Source organism: Candidatus Williamhamiltonella endosymbiont of Tuberolachnus salignus (genome assembly GCF_964019775.1).
Classification (GTDB): Bacteria; Pseudomonadota; Gammaproteobacteria; order Enterobacterales; family Enterobacteriaceae; genus Hamiltonella; species Hamiltonella defendens.
Window position 1 is genome coordinate 1,809,247 of the sequence record NZ_OZ026471.1, and the last position, 21,330, is coordinate 1,830,576.

At 38.3% G+C, this 21,330-nt stretch carries 15 protein-coding genes; 10 read left to right on the forward strand and 5 right to left on the reverse strand.

Annotated elements, in window-relative coordinates; translation table 11 throughout:
- Nucleotides 1-239 precede the first annotated feature (239 nt).
- From AACL23_RS08890 to bioD, 6 genes are all read left to right on the forward strand, one after another.
- Entirely contained in the window at nucleotides 240-2,645 is a 2,406-nt protein-coding gene (locus tag AACL23_RS08890) for a ComEC family protein (RefSeq protein WP_339051254.1), read from the forward strand.
- A 15-nt stretch (nucleotides 2,646-2,660) separates the two neighbouring features.
- On the forward strand, nucleotides 2,661-4,415 hold the full coding sequence (gene msbA, locus AACL23_RS08895) for a lipid A ABC transporter ATP-binding protein/permease MsbA (protein WP_171967169.1): 1,755 nt from the start codon (nucleotides 2,661-2,663) through the stop codon (nucleotides 4,413-4,415).
- Between the two features lie 123 nt (nucleotides 4,416-4,538).
- Nucleotides 4,539-5,615 carry a biotin synthase BioB gene (gene bioB / locus AACL23_RS08900; protein ID WP_015873656.1) on the forward strand — a complete coding sequence of 359 codons (1,077 nt, stop codon included), beginning with the start codon at nucleotides 4,539-4,541 and terminating at the stop codon, nucleotides 5,613-5,615.
- Nucleotides 5,616-6,770: an 8-amino-7-oxononanoate synthase gene (locus AACL23_RS08905; protein ID WP_100096356.1), complete on the forward strand. Its 1,155-nt coding sequence runs from the start codon at nucleotides 5,616-5,618 to the stop codon at nucleotides 6,768-6,770. It abuts the gene before it with no gap.
- Complete coding sequence (gene bioC, locus AACL23_RS08910) at nucleotides 6,767-7,543, forward strand: malonyl-ACP O-methyltransferase BioC (RefSeq protein WP_100096357.1); 777 nt, start codon at nucleotides 6,767-6,769, stop codon at nucleotides 7,541-7,543. Before AACL23_RS08905 ends, bioC begins: the two co-directional genes overlap by 4 nt.
- On the forward strand, nucleotides 7,521-8,228 hold the full coding sequence (bioD, locus tag AACL23_RS08915; RefSeq protein ID WP_015873653.1) for a dethiobiotin synthase: 708 nt from the start codon (nucleotides 7,521-7,523) through the stop codon (nucleotides 8,226-8,228). Before bioC ends, bioD begins: the two co-directional genes overlap by 23 nt.
- Before the next feature lie 606 nt (nucleotides 8,229-8,834).
- On the opposite strand, the gene yfbR is transcribed toward bioD, so the two are convergent.
- The 3 genes from yfbR to AACL23_RS08930 form a co-directional block, all read right to left on the reverse strand.
- Nucleotides 8,835-9,428 (reverse strand): 5'-deoxynucleotidase, encoded by a 594-nt coding sequence (gene yfbR / locus AACL23_RS08920; protein WP_015873649.1) that lies wholly within the window; start codon nucleotides 9,426-9,428, stop codon nucleotides 8,835-8,837.
- Between the two features lie 294 nt (nucleotides 9,429-9,722).
- Nucleotides 9,723-9,986 (reverse strand): hypothetical protein, encoded by a 264-nt coding sequence (locus AACL23_RS08925; RefSeq protein WP_234817481.1) that lies wholly within the window; start codon nucleotides 9,984-9,986, stop codon nucleotides 9,723-9,725.
- Between the two features lie 14 nt (nucleotides 9,987-10,000).
- A complete protein-coding gene (locus tag AACL23_RS08930) occupies nucleotides 10,001-10,678 on the reverse strand; it encodes a hypothetical protein (protein ID WP_339051262.1) in 678 nt (225 codons plus the stop codon).
- Between the two features lie 301 nt (nucleotides 10,679-10,979).
- On the opposite strand from AACL23_RS08930, the gene AACL23_RS08935 reads away from it, so the two are divergent.
- A complete protein-coding gene (locus AACL23_RS08935) occupies nucleotides 10,980-11,210 on the forward strand; it encodes a hypothetical protein (protein ID WP_015873643.1) in 231 nt (76 codons plus the stop codon).
- Nucleotides 11,185-11,550 (forward strand): hypothetical protein, encoded by a 366-nt coding sequence (locus AACL23_RS08940; RefSeq protein WP_100096358.1) that lies wholly within the window; start codon nucleotides 11,185-11,187, stop codon nucleotides 11,548-11,550. The genes AACL23_RS08935 and AACL23_RS08940 overlap by 26 nt, the downstream gene beginning before the upstream one ends.
- Before the next feature lie 112 nt (nucleotides 11,551-11,662).
- Here the strand turns inward: AACL23_RS08940 and AACL23_RS08945 are convergent, their stop codons facing one another.
- Nucleotides 11,663-11,854 (reverse strand): response regulator transcription factor, encoded by a 192-nt coding sequence (locus tag AACL23_RS08945; protein ID WP_100096359.1) that lies wholly within the window; start codon nucleotides 11,852-11,854, stop codon nucleotides 11,663-11,665.
- A 70-nt stretch (nucleotides 11,855-11,924) separates the two neighbouring features.
- The gene (locus AACL23_RS08950; RefSeq protein ID WP_015873640.1) at nucleotides 11,925-12,128 is read right to left on the reverse strand and encodes a hypothetical protein; all 204 of its coding nucleotides are present in this window, start codon (nucleotides 12,126-12,128) and stop codon (nucleotides 11,925-11,927) included.
- Nucleotides 12,129-12,325: 197 nt separating this feature from the next.
- Here AACL23_RS08950 and AACL23_RS08955 point away from each other — a divergent pair, with 197 nt between their 5' ends.
- Complete coding sequence (locus tag AACL23_RS08955) at nucleotides 12,326-18,205, forward strand: YopT-type cysteine protease domain-containing protein (RefSeq protein WP_339051266.1); 5,880 nt, start codon at nucleotides 12,326-12,328, stop codon at nucleotides 18,203-18,205.
- A gap of 1,574 nt (nucleotides 18,206-19,779) precedes the next feature.
- Entirely contained in the window at nucleotides 19,780-21,276 is a 1,497-nt protein-coding gene (locus tag AACL23_RS08960) for a hypothetical protein (RefSeq protein ID WP_339051268.1), read from the forward strand.
- The last annotated feature ends 54 nt before the right edge of the window (nucleotides 21,277-21,330 follow it).

Genomic DNA, 21,330 nt, shown 5'->3' on the forward strand with positions numbered 1-21,330 from the left:
GCTTATATGTAAACAACCTCATTCAAATTGCGATTTTTGCGATCAACATACCCATTTTTTTTATTTTTTGTAAAATTAAAAAATAAAATTCGATCTCGATCTCAATATTTTAATCATTAAGTAGAAATTATTTTTTAATCAGTAGATAGTCTTTTTGTTATAAAAAATTCTGTCATTAGAGCGGGGTTTTATTGAGTCTGATTAAAAAAATTTTATTAAAATTTAAATAAAACATATGGATGAATATTTATTTCATTAATCAAAATCAATGGAAGCCGCTCCAGGTTTTTGGATATACCATCATTAAAAAAGCGAGAGAGATTATTAATTTATCCATAGATAAAGCGGCCTTTGCCATTATTTTAGGTATTTGTCCTCTTATTTTTTTACCAAAATTACCTGAACAAAAATTATTGTTTTATTTTTTAATATTGTTTTTATTGCTGAATATAACAAAAAATTTAACCTGTCATTTTTTGGCTCTCGTGAGCATCAGTTTTTTGTGGGGATGTTTGCATGCCAAAACGTTATTAACACAGGTGGATTTTCTCACTCAAGGTCAGAAAAATATCGTTGCAATAGTTAAAAGCGTGCAATTGCAAAAACACCATCAAAAAAATGAAAAGCCAAGAGTTTTATTACGTATTCACAAATTAGAAGGGAAGTATTTATTTCCTCCGATTTTTGTATCTGTCATTTGGAATGACCACTTGCCGTCGTTTTGCTCAGGCCAAAAATGGCAACTTAAAGTTCGAATGCGCGCAATACACAGCACTCTTAATGAAGGGGGGTTCGATAGTCAACGTTGGGCTGTGGCCAATAAACAACCTTTATCCGGAAAATTAATCTCTGCTAAACCTATTGATCTGCAATGTGATATGCGACAAAAAATGATCAGCGGTGTGAAAAACAGTATCAATATTTATGATTACGTCCGTATTCTGATCGCATTGGCTTTTGGTGAGCGAAAATTACTGAATAAAAATGATTGGGAACAATTGAAAAAAACTGGCACCGCGCATCTTATCGCTATTTCGGGTATGCATATTGCCATGGCGGCTCTTTTTGGTGCTTTATTTGCACGAGCCTTACAGTTTTTCTTCCCTATAACCTGGATACGGCAAGGCTTCCCACTCATGATGTCATGGTGTTCAGCCTTATTTTATATGTGGCTCGCCGGGGCCAGTGCCCCCACATTAAGGGCGATGCTGGCATTAACATTGTGGCTACTGTTACGCGTCTTTAGAAAAAAATGTACGGCATGGCAAGTCTGGTTATGGACTGTGAGTTTGATTTTGATCATTGATCCTTTGGCCATTTTGTCAGATAGCTTTTGGTTATCTTGTTTTGCAGTAGCCGCTCTGATTTTTTGGTATCAGTGGGTCCCTTTAAGATTGTCTGAAAATCGTACCTGGTACCAATGGCTGCGGCAATTATTAATGAAATGGCTTCATTTACAATTAGGTATGATGTTACTGCTCCTGCCTATTCAAGTGGCATTATTTCACGGCATCAGCCTGTCTTCTTTGATAGCGAATTTATGGGCTGTCCCTATCATTTCGTTTATCACGATCCCTGCCATCTTATTAGCATTTTTAACTACCTTTATCCCTTTTATTGCTTCAATTTTTTGGTTTTTAGCGGATTTTTCTATCGGCCTTGTTTTTTCTCCTTTATTATTTTTATCTAAGGGCTGGTTATCCATCAGCAAAGCAGGGCAACTCATCAGTTACAGTGGTTGGTTGGCTGTCATTATTTGGCGTTTTCAATTTTGGAGGAGTCACCACATCATATCAGTTGTTATATTTTGTATTCTTTTATGGATATTTACTGAACGCTCTGAATATAAAAGATACAAATGGCGGGTAGATATGCTGGATGTTGGCCATGGTTTAGCGGTGGTGATTGAGCGTGGAGGAAAAGCCACCATATTTGATACTGGAGTGCGTTGGAAGACAGGCAGTATGGCATCTTCAGTGATATTGCCTTATTTTAACTGGCGTGGACTGGAACTTGAACATATTATTCTCAGTCACGATCATAATGACCATATAGGCGGCTTATATGAACTGTTAAAATTTTTCCCAAAAGCAAAGGTCACCGCCCCTTTTAATCCCTTAAAAAAATCAGATTTGATCACTTTTTCAGTTTGTAGCGAGGGCAATCAATGGGAATGGCAAGAGCTCAATTTTGAAGTATTTTGGCCTAAAAAACGCGAAAAAAACGCTAAGAATAACGATTCCTGTGTCATTCGGATTGACGATGGTCGACATAGTTTATTGCTCAGCGGTGATTTAGAAGCTAAGGGTGAATATCAACTCATTCAACAAGCGGGCCATAAATTGGCCTCTACTTTTTTACAAGTACCTCATCATGGTAGTAAAACGTCATCCACCTCACCTTTTTTAAGGGCAGTGAAGCCTACTTTCGCTTTCGCTTCGGTCTCTCGTTATAATCAGTGGCATTTACCAGCACAAAAAATAATCAAACGTTATCAAAAAAATCATATTTTATGGCGAGACACTTCTGTTTTTGGGCAATTGACCGTGTTTTTTTTTGATAAAACGTGGAAAATTCGGGGTTATCGCGAAGAATTCATGCCTCGTTGGTATCATCAACCACTTGGTGTTTTCAAACATCAATAAGCTTTGGATATTTTAATGATAACTGATCAAGATCTCTCTACGTGGCAAACCTTTCGTCGCCTTTGGCCAACCATAAATCCTTTTAAAATGGGTTTAATCGTTGCCGTTGTCGCATTAATTGTTAATGCGGGCTGTGATACTTTTATGTTGTCATTGCTAAAGCCTTTATTAGATGATGGGTTTGGTAAAACGAATAGTACAATAATGACTTGGATGCCATTGATGATTATTGCTTTAATGTTTATGCGTGGCACGACAAGCTTTATTTCAAATTATTGTATTTCCTGGGTATCAGGAAAAGTCGTCATGAATATCAGGCGCCGTTTATTTAGCCATATGATGGCCATGCCAGTCACATTTTTTGATCAGCAGTCTATTGGCACTTTATTGTCTAGGATTACTTATGATTCAGAACAGGTCGCCTCTTCTGCTTCCAGTGCTTTAATTACCCTGGTGAGAGAAGGGGCCTCTATTACTGGTCTATTTGTCATGATGTTTTATTACAGCTGGCAATTATCAGTGATCCTTATTGTTATTGCCCCTATTGTTTCAATCATCATACGAATAGTATCTAAACGTTTTAGAAACATCAGCAAAGATATGCAAAATACGATGGGTCAAGTCACTGCTACTGCAGAACAAATGCTTAAGGGGCACAAAGAAGTGTTGATCTTCGGTGGCCAAAAAACGGAAAGAGAGCGATTTAATCAGGTTAGCAATGATATGAGACAACAAGGCATGAAAATGGTTTCAGCTTCATCCATCTCTGATCCTATCATTCAGTTAATTGCTTCTTTTGCGTTGGCGTTCGTCTTATATGCAGCGAGTTTTCCTTCAATAATGGAAACCTTAACAGCGGGTACCATTACCGTGGTTTTTTCCTCCATGATAGCTTTAATGCGTCCTCTGAAATCTTTAACGAATGTGAATGCTCAATTCCAGAAAGGCATGGCCGCCTGTCAAACTCTATTTTCCATTTTGGATATGCAACAAGAGCAAGATTCAGGAACATTAGAAATCAAACGATCAAAAGGTGAAATTGAATTTCGTAATGTCACTTTTTATTATCCGGGGAAAAATACCCCGACCCTTATTGACATCAATCTACATCTTGAATCCGGGAAAATGGTGGCTTTAGTAGGTCGCTCTGGTTCAGGTAAATCCACTATTGCTAACCTATTAACTCGTTTTTACGATGTCAGTTCTGGTCATATTTTAGTAGACGGTTGTGATTTGCGTGATTATAAGCTGAGGTCTTTACGTAATCAGATTGCATTAGTGTCTCAAAATATTCATCTTTTTAATGATACGGTAGCAAATAATATTACTTACCCTTTTAATGAACACTACAGTGATGAAGAAATAGAAAAAGCTGCACGTGTATCTCATGCTATTGATTTTATTAAAAAAATGGATCGAGGACTCCATACTCTTATTGGAGAAAACGGGGTTATGTTGTCAGGAGGAGAGCGTCAGCGCATCGCGATCGCACGAGCGGTATTACGTGATTGCCCCATCTTGATTCTTGATGAAGCCACTTCAGCGCTAGATACAGAGTCAGAAGGAATTATTCAAGAAGCCTTGGAACAATTAAAAAAAAATCGGACTTCGTTAGTGATTGCTCATCGGTTATCAACGATTGAGAAGGCAGATGAAATTTTGGTGATAGAAAATGGTTGTATTATTGAACGAGGGCGACATTTTGAATTGCTGGCTCAAAAAGGCGCTTATGCTCAACTTAATCGCCTCCAGTTTGGGAATATTTCATGATCGAGTTGTTTTTTCTTTAACCAATCCTTTTTATTTTACAGGAGCCCACTTTCACGTCGCAAACTGGTCAGATGTCAATTAAACTGCTCAGACTTTTTCTATTATTTCTTTTGGAGAAGCCAGATGCCAAAACAGGTAACATGGACCTTGCAAAAAGCTCAGGCGTTTTTTGAGCAACCCCTGCTTGAGCTTTTATTCACTGCCCAGCAGATTCATCGTCAACATTTTGATCCCCAGCAGGTACAAATTAGCACTTTATTATCTATAAAAACCGGTGCCTGCCCTGAAGATTGTAAATATTGTCCGCAAAGTGCGCGTTATCGCACGGGTCTTAAAAGCGAAAAATTAATGCAGGTGGAACAGGTTCTGGCTTCAGCGCGTCAAGCTAAAGCCGCAGGGGCGACTCGTTTTTGTATGGGTGCGGCCTGGAAAAATCCTCATCCCAGGGATATGCCCTATCTAGAACAGATGGTGAAAGGGGTGAAAGCCATGGGGATGGAAACCTGTATGACACTTGGAACCTTGGACAAAACCCAGGCAGATCGCCTCGCGAACGCCGGTTTGGATTACTACAATCATAATTTAGATACTTCTCCTGAATTTTATTCGAGTGTGATCACAACCCGTACCTATCAAGAGCGTCTCGATACCTTGGATGAAGTCCGTCAAGCAGGGATTAAAGTGTGTTCTGGAGGGATTATTGGGATGGGAGAAAGCCCCAAAGACCGCGCCGGTTTGTTGGTACAGCTCGCAAATTTATCGCCTCCGCCTGAAAGTATCCCTATTAATATGCTGGTCAAGGTGAAGGGAACCCCTTTTGAGCATAAAGAAGATTTGGATGTGTTTGATTTTATACGGACCATCGCGGTTGCGCGTATTATGATGCCTGCTTCTTATGTTCGTCTCTCTGCAGGCAGAGAAAAAATGAACGAACAAACACAAGCCCTGTGTTTTATGGCCGGCGCCAATTCGATTTTTTATGGCAGTAAATTGCTGACCACGTCAAATCCATCGGAAGACAAGGATGTACAGTTGTTTCGTCAACTAGGATTAAATCCACAATGGACTCAAGTAAAAACCGCTCCGCCTGAAAAAATTTTCGTCAACACCCTCTCAGAAAACTCGTCTCTTTTTGCACAAAACCAGGAAGTTGAGCAAAAAGAAGATGCCTCTTCTTTTTTTTATAATGCAGCCATTTAAATGAGCTGGCTGAAAAAAATAGATCAGGCCTTACAAAAAAGGCGGTATCAGGGGCTTTATCGCACTCGGTTCGTTAATCAAACCGGTACAGGTCGGTGGTTACAGATCAACGATCGGCGCTATCTCAATTTTTCAAGCAATGATTATTTGGGGCTCAGCCAGAATAAAGAAGTGATCAAAGCTTGGCAAAAAGGAGCAGAACAGTATGGCGTCGGCAGTGGCGGATCGGGGCATATTACAGGATATACAAAGCCTCATGCTGTGTTTGAAGAAACTCTCTCAGACTGGCTGGGTTACCCGCGCGCACTGTTGTTTACTTCTGGCTATAGTGCCAATCAAGCTTTATTGGCTGCGCTGTTGGAGCCAGGCGATCGGGTTTTGGCGGATCGTTTGAGCCATGCTTCTTTACTGGAAGGAATGCTCTATTCCGCTACTCGATTTTTTCGCTTTGAGCATAATCAAATCGATTCATTACAAAAACACTTAAAAAAGCCTTGCTCTGGAGAGACCTTAGTGATCACCGAGGGTCTGTTTAGTATGGACGGAGATTCAGCGTCTCTGGGCCTCTTACATCAACACAGTAGCGCGGCGGGTGCCCTATTATTAGTAGACGATGCGCATGGTATAGGCGTAAAAGGCGTAGAAGGGAGAGGGAGTTGCTGGCAAGAGGGAGTCAAACCGGAACTGCTGGTGGTCACTTTTGGAAAAGCCTTTGGTTTAAGTGGTGCTGCGATTTTGTGCTCAGAAGATCTTGCACAGTACTTCTTACAATTTTCACGACATTTAATCTACAGTACGGCGATGCCGCCAGCTCAGGCTTACGCGTTGTCGGTGGCGTTAAAATGCGTGCGAGAAGGGAATCATTTGCGTCAACAGCTTCAAGCAAATATTGTGCGATTTCGCCAGGGAATGCAGGGTTTCAGGAATCTATTGAGCACTTGTAGCGATTCTGCCATTCAACCCATTTTTTTTAAACATCGACCATCAATACAAGAAGTGGCACTGAAATTACGTGATTATGGGCTATGGGTGCCTGCAATACGCCCTCCTACAGTGCCGAAGGGGACAGAAAGACTGCGTATTACGATCACTGCAGCACAGGAATTTGATGATATTGATCGGTTATTGGAAGGAGTTCACTTGGTTTTATTATGATCTCAAAAAATTTTTTCATTGAATCGGTTAATAAAACCGCTATTGCTTCAGCCTTCAGCCGAGCTGCTCATAGCTATGAGCAAGCCGCTTCATTGCAAAAAGAGGTGGGCTTTCGTTTGTTACAGATGACCGGAGATATTAAAAAGTCTTGGGTGCTTGATGCGGGTTGCGGTACAGGATATTTCAGTCAATTTTGGCGCCAAAAGGGAAACAGGGTATTGTCACTGGATTTGTCTCTTGAGATGTTGAAAAAAGCGAAGAAAAAATCAGCGGCACAGGCTTATTTATTAGCAGATATTGAACATCTGCCTATTTTAGATCAAAAAATAGATCTGTGTTTTAGTAATATGGCGATTCAATGGTGTGATGATTTAAAAGTAGTTTTAGCAGAATTTCATCGAGTGACTCGATCTGGGGGCGTGATTTTATTTTCAACTCTGGCCATGGGTTCCCTTAAAGAACTTGCTCAAGCCTGGCAAAAGGTGGATGAGGAACCACATATTAATCGTTTTTTATCCTTCGAGGAAATCCAGCAGATCTGTACTCCTTATCACTCTGAATTAAAAATGTGCTTATCTAAAGTGTGTTTTCCTGATCTGAGATCACTCATACAGTCTTTAAGAGGTGTTGGGGCGACTCATTTACATCGAGGGCGTAAAGTGGGCTTAAGCAGTCGTGCACGCATCCAAAAACTGAAAAACGCTTATCCTGTCAAGTTCGGAGAGTATCCGCTCAGTTATCAATTAGTGTATGGGATTATTTATCGTGATTAAGTCTTGGTTTATAACCGGGACAGATACACATGTGGGTAAAACCTTTGCCAGCTGCGCATTATTGCAAGCCGCGGCTCAACAAGGCCATCTTACCGCGGGATATAAACCAGTCGCTTCAGGAAGCCAAATGACGCCAGAGGGACTCAGAAATCAAGACGCGATATTTTTGCAAGCCTATAGCACTCAAAAATTTACGTATGAACAGGTCAACCCCATCACCTTTTTAGAGGCTACAGCTCCTCATATTGCCAGCCGATCAGAAAGAAAAAAAATCACCCTCTCTGACTTATCTCAGGGATTGAGGCAATTAGAACGTTCAGCCGATTGGATATGCATTGAAGGAGCGGGCGGTTGGTTCACGCCTCTATCGGACAGCATCACCTTTGCAGACTGGGTTCAAAAAGAAAAGTTAAAAGTGATCATGGTGGTGGCGTTAAAACTGGGCTGCCTTAATCACGCGCTCCTTACAGATCAGGCCATTCGTCAAGCGAATCTTCCATTAGCGGGCTGGATAGCCAACACACTTTCCCCCGCTATGGATCGCCAGGAAGAATATCTCTCAAGCTTGGAAAAAAGATTAGCATCGCCATTATTAGGTGTGATCCCTTACCTTCCTATTGATTTGAAGGATACAAAAAAAAATCATCTTGCTGATTATCTCAATATTTGTTTATTAAATGAATAATATTAAAACGTGATTTTAATGAATAAACCGGGTAGTCTTTATTAATCTAATAAGCAAGACAGTTAATATCACAAATATGAATAAAAAAATTCAAATTAATATGAAAAAATTTTAAAAAATAAAAAAATTTTTGTAAAAAAAATTAAGTATTTTTATCAGTTTTAATCACAGATAGAGGGAATAGAGTTATCCACCATTCCTGTGGATAACCTTGTGTATTATCCATAAATAAATGCTCAAAAGCCAAGCTAGAAAGGGTTTCTTTTTAGATTGATGTTATTCTGTCCTTATTAAAAAATATTTTTAATAACAATAAATTAATAAAAATCAAGCGATAATCTTTTTGAAAAAAAGTTTTACAAAATTATTTTCTTTTTTATAAAAATGTAGCGTTCAGGACAGTTTCTGATTTGTGTTAAAAGATCATAATCAGTGAGATTCAAGTTTCTCAATTTAAAAGAGGCAAATGATGGCGATCGAACCGCTCCTTGGCTATCAATCCTTAGCTGATCTTATAAAATGCATTTTTAAAAAACTCGATAAAACTTTTTTGGGTGATTTATAAATCAGATTTTTTAGAAGAGGTCAGTAGGTTTTCTAAGCAGTTTATTCAGAATTTTGCTCACTGATTTGATCCAGAGATAACGAAAAACTAGGAAGAAAGTGGTTCATAAAATAATCCATTTCAGGACTATTTATCATTTTGAGTTTTTTTTCTAGTCGTTTTTTTGCTTGAATAAACTCGTTGTTACCTGCTGATAATTCCTCTAAACATTTGATATAAGCGCATAAAGAATCGGCCTGTTTTATTAACATTTTTTCTTCTTCAGTTTGGTAGCTGTCATCTAATAAACTGTGAAAATCTTCTTGTAACTCAACGGGTAACATGTTGATCAATTGTTGTTGTGCGATTTTTTCTATTTTTTTATACGCATCAGAAATATCATCATTATAATATTTGATGGGTGTAGGAAGGTCACCCGTGATCACTTCACTGGCATCATGGTAGATCGCTAATAATGCAATACGTTCAACATTGAGATGGCCTTTGAATTGACGATTTTTGATGATAGCGATGGCATGAGCGACAAAAGCAACTTGTAAACTGTGTTCAGAAACATTTTCAGTACGTACATTACGCATTAATGGCCAACGATTAATGAGCTTTAACCTGGATAAATGTGCAAAAAAATGACTCATAGAAAATCTTTTCCATTTTATTCATGTTTTAATTGATAGGGAAACGCTGAAGAACTGAGAAATAAATTTGATATTAGGCGCGAACAGTGTGATTTCTAAAAATAATCTGATAATGAAGACTGAGTTTAGACAGAATTTTTCCCCTAATGGTAATCACATTCACCTGGGTTAAAAAGTCAGCGCGTCTTGTCCATTTCGTTTTCACTTCACTATTCACCTAAAAAATGATGGAGCATAGCATAGACTACTTTTGTCGGTTCTTCAGCGTTTTTATATTTAAAAATACGATTTCAATCACAATTGAGAGAACCAATCACTGGTTTCAATGATATTCGAATCGTTGCCAGAATTTTCGATAATTTTATTGACATTTGCTAATAAATTAACCTTCACTTGCTCAAATGTATTTTGATTAGGATATGTAACGTTTATCACTGTGTTTATCTTGTTGCCCTTTTTATCATTAATTTCAAATGTGACTGATTGAATTTTATCTTTATCGTCTGCTCTGAGAACATAATCAATCACCTTTGCTGTTACTGTTTTAAACGCAAACAAAGTCTGCTGTTCTTTTAGTGTTCGGAAAATGTTTCACCATCAGTTGCATAGTCTTTCAATTGATTGATTGCTTGATCAAAATTCGTTATACCCGGAAAGGTAATCGAGGTTTGTTTATTCTCCTTATCAGTAAGCTGAAATGTCACTGACTGGATTTGTTCAAACCCATTATCATCCTTGGTTAAAGTATAATCAGTGACCTTTCCAGTCATCTCTTTTTCTAATTTAAAGGAGATGTTTTGTTCTTTCAAGGCACGGAATAAGTAGCTTGATTCATTATGCCAAGCCACTTTCCAGCTATTGGCATCAATAATTTCTTTTTCGTCAAAGTCTCCTGCAAAAAAAACCTGAAACTTAACGAACTTAACGGGAGAGTCTCGGTTACATTGTTCAAACGTATATCCAAACATCGGCCAAACTTCATGTAAGTTATCCATAAAATCTCGAAAATCCTTGTAGGTGTTCACTGCCTTAGCACCTATGTCAGGATCATAGAATGACCAGATGCCGGGATCTTCTTTGTTTTTTTTATGGATGCTAATAACCATAGCGTGATTCGGTGACCCGAAATGAATAAAAGTGTTTTTATTGATTTGGCGTAGTCTATCCATAAAGGATTGATAGCTATCAATGCAAAAATCTTTTGTGGAATGGTTAATCTTGTGATTTGAAAAAAGCCCACTTTTATTCAACTGATCAATGTAGGCTTTTTTTGCCGCATCGCCTTCATCTCATCGACCCCTCGAAGGGGAAATAAAGTGGCCTTAAGCATCAGGGGGATTAAAGTAAGCACCGGCATCTGGCACCCCGGCGGATTTTCTTTTTTAGGGTTCTGAAAACTATCCCTTCTTTAATTTTACCTTCAAAACAATTCCATTCTCGTGTTTTTAATCTCGTCACAACAATATTTAAGTTATTTACTGATATTTTTATGATTTATTTTTTTGATTAAATGTAAAGATAGAACAAGCCACTCGCCTAATAGATGTCCGCTTGCTTTCTTGTAGTGGCGCTGATAGAGAAACAGAGACTTCTTTTGATAAAAAAGCATTATTAGCCAACTCAAAAACTTTAGATGGAAAAAGTCCACTTGGACAAAATATGGCAAATGTTTTTGCTCGAGAAGGCGTTAGTAATGTCAGGGTGCAGGCGTATCATGGTGTAGGGATTATGCGTTGTTCAAGGACACAATGCTTTGATGGCAGAATTTCAAAAGTCAATTGAAAGTAGTAAGCAACGTATTGAATCTTATAAAAGAAAAAGCGTTTTTAAATTTGAAATTCAAAACAATTTGAAGGCAAAAAACGACAATGATCAGCTTTTAAAAGAAAAAGCAGAAAGAAAAAGAGAGTCCTTAAAATTCAACTTAGATATGGAGCAACTGAAAGAGAAAAATAAGGCAGCAATAGCAAAATTAGAGAAACCAAAAAATAATATTCTTAAAAATCAGCGTATTGATGAAAAAATGATGCTGTACAAATTCGATGCCTGTCGCTATGGCTCAATATTTCATGACGACACTATGCAGGAACTGGCGTTTATGAAGAGAGTCTTATGTGGATAAAAAAATCGGGTTTACACTTCTCCCTAATTCCATTTTTATCTTCAACGAAGTTTTTATTAGAATGTGATTAACACGGCTGATTTTATATACATCCACAGAGAAACCCTCCGCATTACCAAAAAAATTGTACCCCTTGTCTCAACAAATTTTTCGGAACATAGTGATTGAGTCCATTTGTGTGACAATATTCTATCAATCCAGAGAGCGAAGTGATCCCTGTTTTTTCATAAATTCTTTGTAATCTATTCTCGATAGTTCTATGAGATAAGCACAACTTTGTCGCGATCTCTTTATTGGAGTTCAAGTCCCCTTATCGCTCAAGTCAGTCGTGATTTTTTGTTGACAGGGTTCAATTTTCGGCTGAAGGGATTGATCTACCCTTCAAAACGGTACCAGTTGTTGAATAAGTCCATTTTATCCTCCTCAATGAGATGTTCAATGGCGGCCATTAATGTTTCTTCTGTCGCAAAGCCTTGGCCAGTGGTGGAATTAAACCCCGCTATCTCAACGAAATCTCTTAATGCCTGATGCTGTTTCACTAGGTACATTCGTTGAGAGGGGCGCACGCCTTCAGACATTTCTTTTTCATCCCATTGACGAGCTTTTTCTGGGCTCAGATGAAACAGCTTAAATAAGCGAACGATGATGCGAAGTATAACGTCGATGAAGAACAGGGAGATTGATAGGTTTACATCATAAAATTAACCATTAATATTGCTTAAAGCGACATTCATTGATTTTTATTGACATTCACACATCACAAGGAAGTGACTTTATGCCTCAGAAGTATTCAACGACTTTCATTCCACCCTCTCATTTTTTTACATTTAATCAATACGATTATTTTGGCATCAAAACCAGAGACAGAATTGATCTGATCAAACAATTATCGCCCTATTATGAAAACAAGGGGTTATGTCTGGCCTTATCGATTCGCTATCTGATTGAAGAACGCCATCATCCTATGAGGGGCGGTAAAAATTATCTGTTTTGGTTAAAAAATCTGGTGAACAGTGAAACTGATACCGCCCTCACCACAAAAGACGTGGAAGATATTGATGCTGTTCAGAAAAAAATCCTCAATCACTATCGTCGTCAACATTTATCCACGGAACTTGAAAAGCTGGTCGCCCTCAACAGCAGCCAGGAGATGGAAATCGCCGCCAGAGAATTAAAAAAGGAGTTAAAAAGCCCTACAGATGCTACATCGTCTCAACGTAACAAAGATTTGAGAAATTATACTCAAGATTTGTTTATTCAAGCTCGTCAAGAGTACGCAGACAGTGTCGAGGCCAGTGGCTTAAAATTTGATATTCAGCAGACTAACATGATCACGCATTTGAGTTCACGTATCCACATTTCCTATTTACATTTTCTTCATCAACTCAAAGATCTGAATGAAAATAAATATTATTTACTCTGTATTGGCCAGCATGCCATGGCCGTCAGTTTTATTAAAAAGAACAATAAACATTACTGGACATTCTTTGATCCGAATATCGGCGCCTTCTCTTTTGAACATTATGAACAATGGCATTATTTTATGAGTCACACTCTTTTTTATAGTGTGATCCCAGGGACTGAAAAAAGAAGATATGATTTTTCTGATTTAAAGAATATCAAAAATGCAACTATTGTTTACACCCCGTTCGTTTCCAGAAACAATGATAATGATATTGACAAGACGCCCTGGAGAAAAATATTTGATGATGAAGAGCATTATTTAATACTTTCCCTGTTCAATTTATACAAACAGAATAAAAAATTCCGCTTGAGTGAGGGAATCGAAGCGCAGATTACAGGCTACATACAGGATAGAAAAAGAAAAAAAATCCATCAAATTGAACTCAGGATTTTTTATCAAAATACAGAAAAAAAGCTCATACTACCCTTTCATTCATGGAATGAAATACGTCAGTTGATGAATAAACGAATCGACAGCCGCGGTCAATTGATACTCAATGATGAGCTCATTCAGGGCCCCTTCACGGATGTGCAGATGATCAGTGATTTAACCCCTGCTGACACGCTGTCTGGCAGGGTCAGACAGGCCATCACCCTCATCAGTAAAATTGCTGAGGGGAGTTTGGCGTATGATTTTATTGCGCAGGATGAAGGGATATATCAATTATTCAAAGGATTTTTTCAAAATGACCAGAATGGTTTGGATAAATACGCTTTGATGTCAGTGATTTTTAATATTAAAGAAAATCAGCAATGGATGTCTCAAGCGAAAAAATTATTAATGATGGAGAGCCTTCACGGTAAATTCACGCAGGTCACCGATCAGCAGGCACTGGAAATCTGTTCTCAAGCCAACATCCTTAAAAACAAACACACCCTGGATTTGATTTCTTTATTGTTCAAGGAAAATCATCCCGATTTTTCTTTACGTGCCATTGCTCAAACGGTGTATATTTTTAATGGCTATCAAGATTCACATCGGGATGCCCATACCCTGGGCCTTTTATGGATGAAAAATCAAATGAGGGCTCAGGGAGAGGCCGACTTTTTTTCAAATGCCATCAGCACCCATACTTTCCTGAATCATCAAAAATCAGATATCCCGCTCAATCAGGAAGATGAGCATCGATTAAGCGCCTTCAACGAAAAATTTTCCTCCTTAAGACAGAAGATAGAAAAAAATGATCCCCATTTTTTTCAAACCAATGACGCTTTGACGGTCGAATTACCTCAAAAAAAGGGGTTTTACTGGATACTGTCTGATAAACACCTCCTGGGATTCACCATTAAAGAGGAGAAGCTCACGCTGTATGATCCGAATTTTGGGGAAATCATTCAACAAAAAAAAACCAGCCCTCATCGATTGACCCGGTTTCTGAAAGCGTATCTGGATTGTAAGGTCGATGGTCATCAAACCCGGGGAGAGCTGTATGGTTTTAGACAGTTCGAAGGGCATTACCGCTTCACCATCAAGGAAGCCCATCTCGATCGTCTGACCCCCTCAACAAAGACAGAGCTGGACCACTTCAATACCTTTATGGCCGGTTATACCGCTGAAAAAAAGTGGATTGAAAAATTGCCTGAAGTCACGATGGAAGGACTGTCTTTTGCGCCTGCCCTGATGGATAAAATGGGGGGAATGAAAAAAAACAGAACCCTGTCATCCCGTGATTTTAAACAGACGGAATTTTCTTTCTCTGAGCTTCAGTTTCATGCTCAAAAGCTCAAATCTTATTTCTCTGAAACAGAGATTTCCGATCCCCATTTTAAAACCGCGATAGACATATTGAGAAAAAAATCACAGCAGGCTTCTCAAGGGAATTTCTTAATGGGTGGGAATATGGAAGACAAAATGGACGCCACTGCTTTAAAAGCATTACTCGCAAGAGAGTCCTTTCAGTCTTCTTCCGACGGCGTCAAAAAGACGACCCTCCTGAAAACGTTATCCTCCCCTCATCATGCAAAAATCATGACCCGTCTCCATCATTCAATGCAATTTTATGCGTACTGGCTGGCGTTTCGTGAATGGATCACAGTCAGTGAACTTCTGCACAATCCCCATTTAACCGAAGAACAAAGAACCCATTTCAATGAACAACTGACCCTGCTCAAAGCCGCTTTAAGTGCGAATATATTCACGGATTTGGCCGGGCTGGGGTTACATCAATGGGGAACGCATTTAAATAAAATGAGTCAGCATCTGATGTCGTACTCTGCTATCAAAAAAATACAGTTTGACCTGGGGCGTCTCTTAACCCGATATGGCGCCCCTGTGTTACAAATGTTTAATGCCGGATTTGATATTTATGATGGGGTGAATGCATTGAAGGCGTTATCTGGCACGGCGGATCATGCTAGAAGACAGGATTTGATTGTGCAAGCCACGCTGTCTGGGGCGGGGGCACTGCTCTCTATTTCTGTGGGGATGATTTATATGATCGCCGTCGCGACGGCTTCCGCCAACGCGGCGACCCTGGCCGCCTTCGCCGGCCCTGTCGGCCTGGGGGCGGGGGTCGTTTTGCTGGCTGCCAGTCAGCTCTATAAGGGATTTCGTCAGCTGGAAGATCTTCAAAAACACATTGAATTGACCACCACAGAAAAGTGGCACAACCTGGGGCGGGCGCTTTTGGGACTGGATATCAGTGCCCCCATCAAGGAGAGATATGACCAGACCCTCATCCGCAGCCGGGTTCGTGCAGACTATGACGGGAAATTACGCAAACAGGCAGAGGCCCTGTTTGAGCAACCTGCCTGGTCCGATATCGCAGAGTTTTACTACAGTTCAGGGGACTTTACACTCACAAAACGCTTTTTTAAAAAAATTATTCGCGTCAAAAATCGTTTGCATGTCCCTATTCACAATCTGGGTTCATATGATGTCGTGACAACATTAGAAGAATATATTTATCCTGATGATGTAGAAAGTAGATTAAACGCATATTCTTCTGTTCAGAATATCCCCAAAAATGAACTTGAGAGTGTTGACAGTGAACATTATTATTTTGAAGCCTCTCCTCTACATGGGATAAACGACCTCATTGAGGCGACTTCTCACTCAGACAAGCCCGAGCCACCCTTACAAAACGCCTCACTTTTTAAGATTGAGCGAGAATGGAGTCAGGGGCCTCTGACCGCCTTGTTTCATTTGGGGGATGGCAATGACAGGGCCAGAGGGAGACTAGAGAGAAAAAATATTTTTAAAGGGGGCCAAGGGTCGAAGCATTATACGGGAGGTAATCAAGCCGACGTCTTTTATTTATTCACAGCCGCCCTACCTGGAAAACCGAGCTATTTTGACGGAAATGGCGGAGAAGATCTGATCATCGCGGAGCATGGCTTAAAAGACAGCGGTTATCTAGGATATGCGATTAATTTACGACAAAACGAAGTGCGGTATATCAACCTCAAAGAGAAAGAGCAGGGTCCCTTATTAGCCAACTTAAAAAGTATAGAGCATATCCATGGTCATAGAGAGACATCAGATTATTTAGTGGGGAATGAAAAAAACAATATTCTGAACGGATTGGGGGGCAGAGATGAAATCTGGGGGCATGGAGGAAACGACACCTTAATCCTGGAACAGGGCATCGCCTACGGAGGCGGTGGAATTGATCACACCATTATCTTAAAAAACACCCAACCTCATCCGGTGACAGTCAGGATTGACGACGAGGGAGAAGAGGCCCTCTCTTTGATCACTTTTCAGTACAGATATGAGGAAATCAAAGACGTTACACTTCATCTCAATGATGATGGACAATATGATCTGCAAATTCTTTTAAAAGCAAAAGATAAGGCAGAAACGACTGCCATCATAAAGAATGCGTATCAATGCGAGGGGGCAGAGAAAAACCAGTGGTTGTCAAGCAGTGCCTATATTTTCAATACATCGGATGGCATCTCCTTATTTGCCCAATTTCCTGAGTTGATTCAAAAAAATGCTCAAGGAGAGTTGCCCTTTATTCCCCGGTTCCAGGCCCAGTACACGACCCTGCTCGATGCCCCCCATCAAGACTATTTTAAAATGCAAGAGCCAGACAACATCAGGCTGAGCCTCAACAAAAGCCCTGACGGGGATTTTGTGAGTGTGGGTAAAGACACCCTTCGACTGAGCCTCAATACGCAGTTGGTCCTCAACGATACGCCTTTTGATGACATTTTAAATGGCGACAGGCAGGATAATGTGCTGATCAGCAGCAGAGGCAACGACAAGTTAAGGGGAGGAAAGGGGCAGGATATTTATCAGATTCAAATGAAAGACAGCGCTCAGACAGAGCGCACCGTCTCTATCGACAATAAGGATGATCAGGCGGAGCCTGAGGTCGATCTGCTGATGTTACCGTTCAAGATAGAGGACCTTAAGATCGAAACCAGCGGTCAGCATGTGATATTAAGCCCATCGAATGAGCCTCAAACAAACCTCAGGATAAAGCTGCTCGACTTTATTCGCGACAGGGCTTATCGACACCTCATGCTGATGGATGTTGAGCAGCAGTTATTTGACATCTCTCTGAATCAGGAGAAAACCCCGTATTTTTCTCATCCACAGAGCCAGGTGAATGCGACAGAAAACGCGGATTTTTTGCGGATTTATGGAGGAGATGTTCTGGCCGATAACACCCTGGATGCCAAGGGAGGCAATGACAGTATTTTCGACAACAGTGATCGTTTACATACCCTCAGAGGAGGGGAAGGTGACGACACCATTATTGCCCCGAAAGGCAATAAAAAGCTCTTTGGGGATGCTGGTCATGACCAGTTATTTTCAGGACAAGGGGATGATGAACTCAGCGGCGGAAAAGGAAACGATCATCTCTCCGGAGGGAAAGGAGATGACATTTATTTCATTCACCGTCACGACGATCGTACCTATATCGAAGACAATGGGGGAACCGATGAGATCGTCTTGATGGGGATGGCCCTGAAAGATCTCAGAGTGGTCAAAAAGGATGAAGATATGTATTTATTTTCAGCGCAAGAGGACGCCCGAACCCCTTTTTCTATCAAAATAAAAAAAGGGGCCAGTGCTTCTGAACACAAGATAGAACATTTATTTGTAAACGGACAAGTCGCTTTAATAGAAGAAATCGCTTCGTGGGATGCCAATGAAAAACAGGCATTAATCGATCAGCATAATCACGCTTTCCTGTTTCAAGGTGGGCCTTTCAGTGGATTAGGAGGCGTTTTTTAATCTCTACTTACTCAGAAAATAAAAAAATCCCTCTGAAAGAGGGCCTTTCAAAAATCATCGATAATCGGAATGGGTGCATATGCAGAGATGTCTTAAACGGTATCATCTCGCTATCATCAACGGTGCTGAATGAGCGTTGATGAACGATCATTTAAAGCATCACTTAAAGCTGAGTAGGTCTATATTTTTTATAAACAAGAGTGTAGCTATATGAACGTGAAACTGACTTTAACGGCTATTTTGTTTGCCTTGGCAAGCCAGGTTTGAGCGAGTCCTTCTAAAAATACAATCAATGCCTGTGAAAATTTGGAGACATTTGTTAATAAGCCGAATAATTTAAAAAACCTGAGATCCTCTAAAAAAATGGTCGATTTTTCGCTACATCAGAACTCCTTAGTGAGATGAAAAAGCGTCCAAATTGTCCAGTTGCATTTAAAGACATTGGCCTGATTGACTCGCTTTTTAACTTCAGTAATCGCCAGCTTTGCTACTTCTAATGTAATAGATATTGGTTAGTTGCTTTTGAGCGACCCTGCTGTTGATAGTCCACACCATGCAATTATCCACATGAGAAGACGTTCTTTTCTAGATCAGCCACTTCGATAACGCTCTTCAGTCGCTGTTTAAATATTTCGGGCACAGTAGCTAATCAGCAGAACCGGATTAGTGAAAATATTGGCATAGACGGTTAATCCGATTCTTAGTCATGACTAGCGCGCTCGGCTGACGTCAACAGCCATTGTTCTGCCGCATTTCCACCTGTTATGCCACTACTCTTTTAGTAGATGCGATTGTGTAGTGGTCAACTAAAATTGGCCATCCTACCTGAGTGTTCATGGAACAGCCGCTCTGATTCATTTGGCGTTAACCCACCGTTATACCAGTGGGGTCTTACATCGTAATGGGTAATGGAGCCTTAGGCCGACACCAATAGCGGATGAAACGGACATCAAGATCAAAGGTCAGTGTAAATATCTTTATCGGGCTGTTGACTCCTACTATTCGGGTTTTAAAAAAATTGAAATCATTTAAAAATAAACACTGTATTAATTGAAGTCTTATATTTTAAATTTTTAGATAAAATATACATCGCTTATATTAATTATTCTTAATAAGGTGTTTTGTTTATTTCAAAATTTTAAATTCATCCAAAAAAACAAAAGTGCTACACCTCTATTAATAAATAGTGACGATGACTTGTTCTTTTAAATTAATTTTGAATAAATTTTTTTATTAAAAGGCTAAACAACCTATCATAAATTTTACATTTGACGTTAATACGCCCGACTAAAAATCATGTGAATAAGCAAAAGAGTTCAATATATTTTTTCAACATAAAGACAGCAGAAAAATCGGTTTTTTAACGAAAAGAGATTTATCACAACACTGTAAAAAAAGTAATGTAACTAACTAAAATAAAACAACAAAAATTTTTTATTAAAAAATTTGAAGTTTATCATTTTATATAAAAACTTTTGAAAAGTTTTTTTTAATAAAAATTATTAATTAATATTAAAATTATTATCATAAAATTGATTGATTTCAATAAATACATTATTAATAAGGACTTCTTAATGAAAGAATGGGAGTTCTTATTAATGTTGAATAATATTATGAAATCGAATACTAACCAGTTTGAACTCAGCGAAAAAATTAACAGTGAGTTGTTTAATTCAGATCCTTTGTCTTATTTAAATTTTAATAAGATAATAGATGAGATTGCTATAAATAATATTAAGGATATTATTTATAGTAACGATATTCTTGATCAAGAAATTATAAAATCTGATGGGCAAGGAAGACCCTTAAAAATAAATATTAAATCGAATTCAATTATCGCTGAATCATTTAATCAAGAATCAATCATTAATATCAAAATAAATAAAAATGATGATTTATCATATAATAGTAAAATTAAAATTTTTGATAAAAAAGAACAGTTAAAAGAAATAATAAAAATTACAGAAAATTCAAAAAATTCATTTAAAATATATCATGAAACCTTTAACTCAAAAGGAATATTAATCAATAAAAAAGAAATTAAAAAAAATCATGATAACAGATTAGAAGAACGTAATCATATTTTTGAATATTCAGAAGAAAAATTAATTAAAAAAATTGTTACAGAAACATCTTATAATTCATCTAAACAAAAAATATCTTTTTTTAAAAAAACTAAAAATTTAAAGTCTGGACAGGCTGAAGAAATTAAAGAATATTACGATAATGATTTTTTATTAAAAAAATCCAAAATAAAATTTTTTGGTAATAAAAAAATTAAAGAAACTGAATTGGATTGTAACTTGACAAGCAATTCTTTAAAAGAGCCCCAAAAAACAGAAAAAAAATTTGATGACTTGGGTAGAATAATTAAAGAAGTGATAAGTTTTTACGATTCATCAACAGATAAGATGACGTCTCAAAAAACCATAAAAATAAAGTTTGATGATTTAGGAAGAGTCACTGAAGAAACTACAAAAATGGATAAAGTATTAGAAAATAAAATTAAAATTAAAACACAATGGGATTACGTGAATAGAGTAATAGAGATTAAAAAGGTTTACCGTCAATCAAAAGATATTACAAATATAAAAACAACGAAAAAATATTATGATAGAAGAGGTTTGTTAATCAGAGAAGAAGAGAAAGAAATCATTAAGGATCACCGTGATATAGAATCAAAAAAACTGATCAATGATTTAATTAAAGAATATGATCATGATTCATCAGTAACAAGACCAACTATAGCACAAGAAGACAACATTAAAAATGTTGAATCAACGCTAGTCAATGAAAATATTGAGCCTGCCGTAAACAGTTTTATAGATCGTTCCTCGGTATTAGGGTCATTCGTATTAAGTTCATTATGTAAAGAAATTAAAAATTTCTTTACTGCTCCCGCAGAACATGCTCAAGCGAATAGGATACCTCAAGCTCATGTTTTTGAAAAAGTGGATATGCTCCCGCAAAATATTGCGGGGTTTTCGCATGCTGAAAAAGTGACGCAGAGTTTAGAAAATAAAAAGGCAATCATGCCAATGGTAAATGATTTTACGTCTCCTGTTAATTAACCATAGGCATTTTTTTTGATGAAAATATTTTAGTGATTAAATATCGATCATTGG

Excerpts from the sequence above, each read along its gene's own strand:
- yfbR (WP_015873649.1), bottom strand. The coding sequence starts at position 9,428 with ATGAGTCATTTTTTTGCACATTTATCCAGGTTAAAGCTCATTAATCGT.
- AACL23_RS08960 (WP_339051268.1), top strand. The coding sequence starts at position 19,780 with ATGAAAGAATGGGAGTTCTTATTAATGTTGAATAATATTATGAAATCG.
- AACL23_RS08890 (WP_339051254.1), top strand. The coding sequence starts at position 240 with ATGAATATTTATTTCATTAATCAAAATCAATGGAAGCCGCTCCAGGTT.
- AACL23_RS08950 (WP_015873640.1), bottom strand. The coding sequence starts at position 12,128 with ATGTCTGAAGGCGTGCGCCCCTCTCAACGAATGTACCTAGTGAAACAG.
- bioC (WP_100096357.1), top strand. The coding sequence starts at position 6,767 with ATGATCTCAAAAAATTTTTTCATTGAATCGGTTAATAAAACCGCTATT.
- AACL23_RS08955 (WP_339051266.1), top strand. The coding sequence starts at position 12,326 with ATGCCTCAGAAGTATTCAACGACTTTCATTCCACCCTCTCATTTTTTT.
- msbA (WP_171967169.1), top strand. The coding sequence starts at position 2,661 with ATGATAACTGATCAAGATCTCTCTACGTGGCAAACCTTTCGTCGCCTT.
- AACL23_RS08905 (WP_100096356.1), top strand. The coding sequence starts at position 5,616 with ATGAGCTGGCTGAAAAAAATAGATCAGGCCTTACAAAAAAGGCGGTAT.
- bioB (WP_015873656.1), top strand. The coding sequence starts at position 4,539 with ATGCCAAAACAGGTAACATGGACCTTGCAAAAAGCTCAGGCGTTTTTT.
- AACL23_RS08940 (WP_100096358.1), top strand. The coding sequence starts at position 11,185 with ATGGCAGAATTTCAAAAGTCAATTGAAAGTAGTAAGCAACGTATTGAA.
- bioD (WP_015873653.1), top strand. The coding sequence starts at position 7,521 with ATGGGATTATTTATCGTGATTAAGTCTTGGTTTATAACCGGGACAGAT.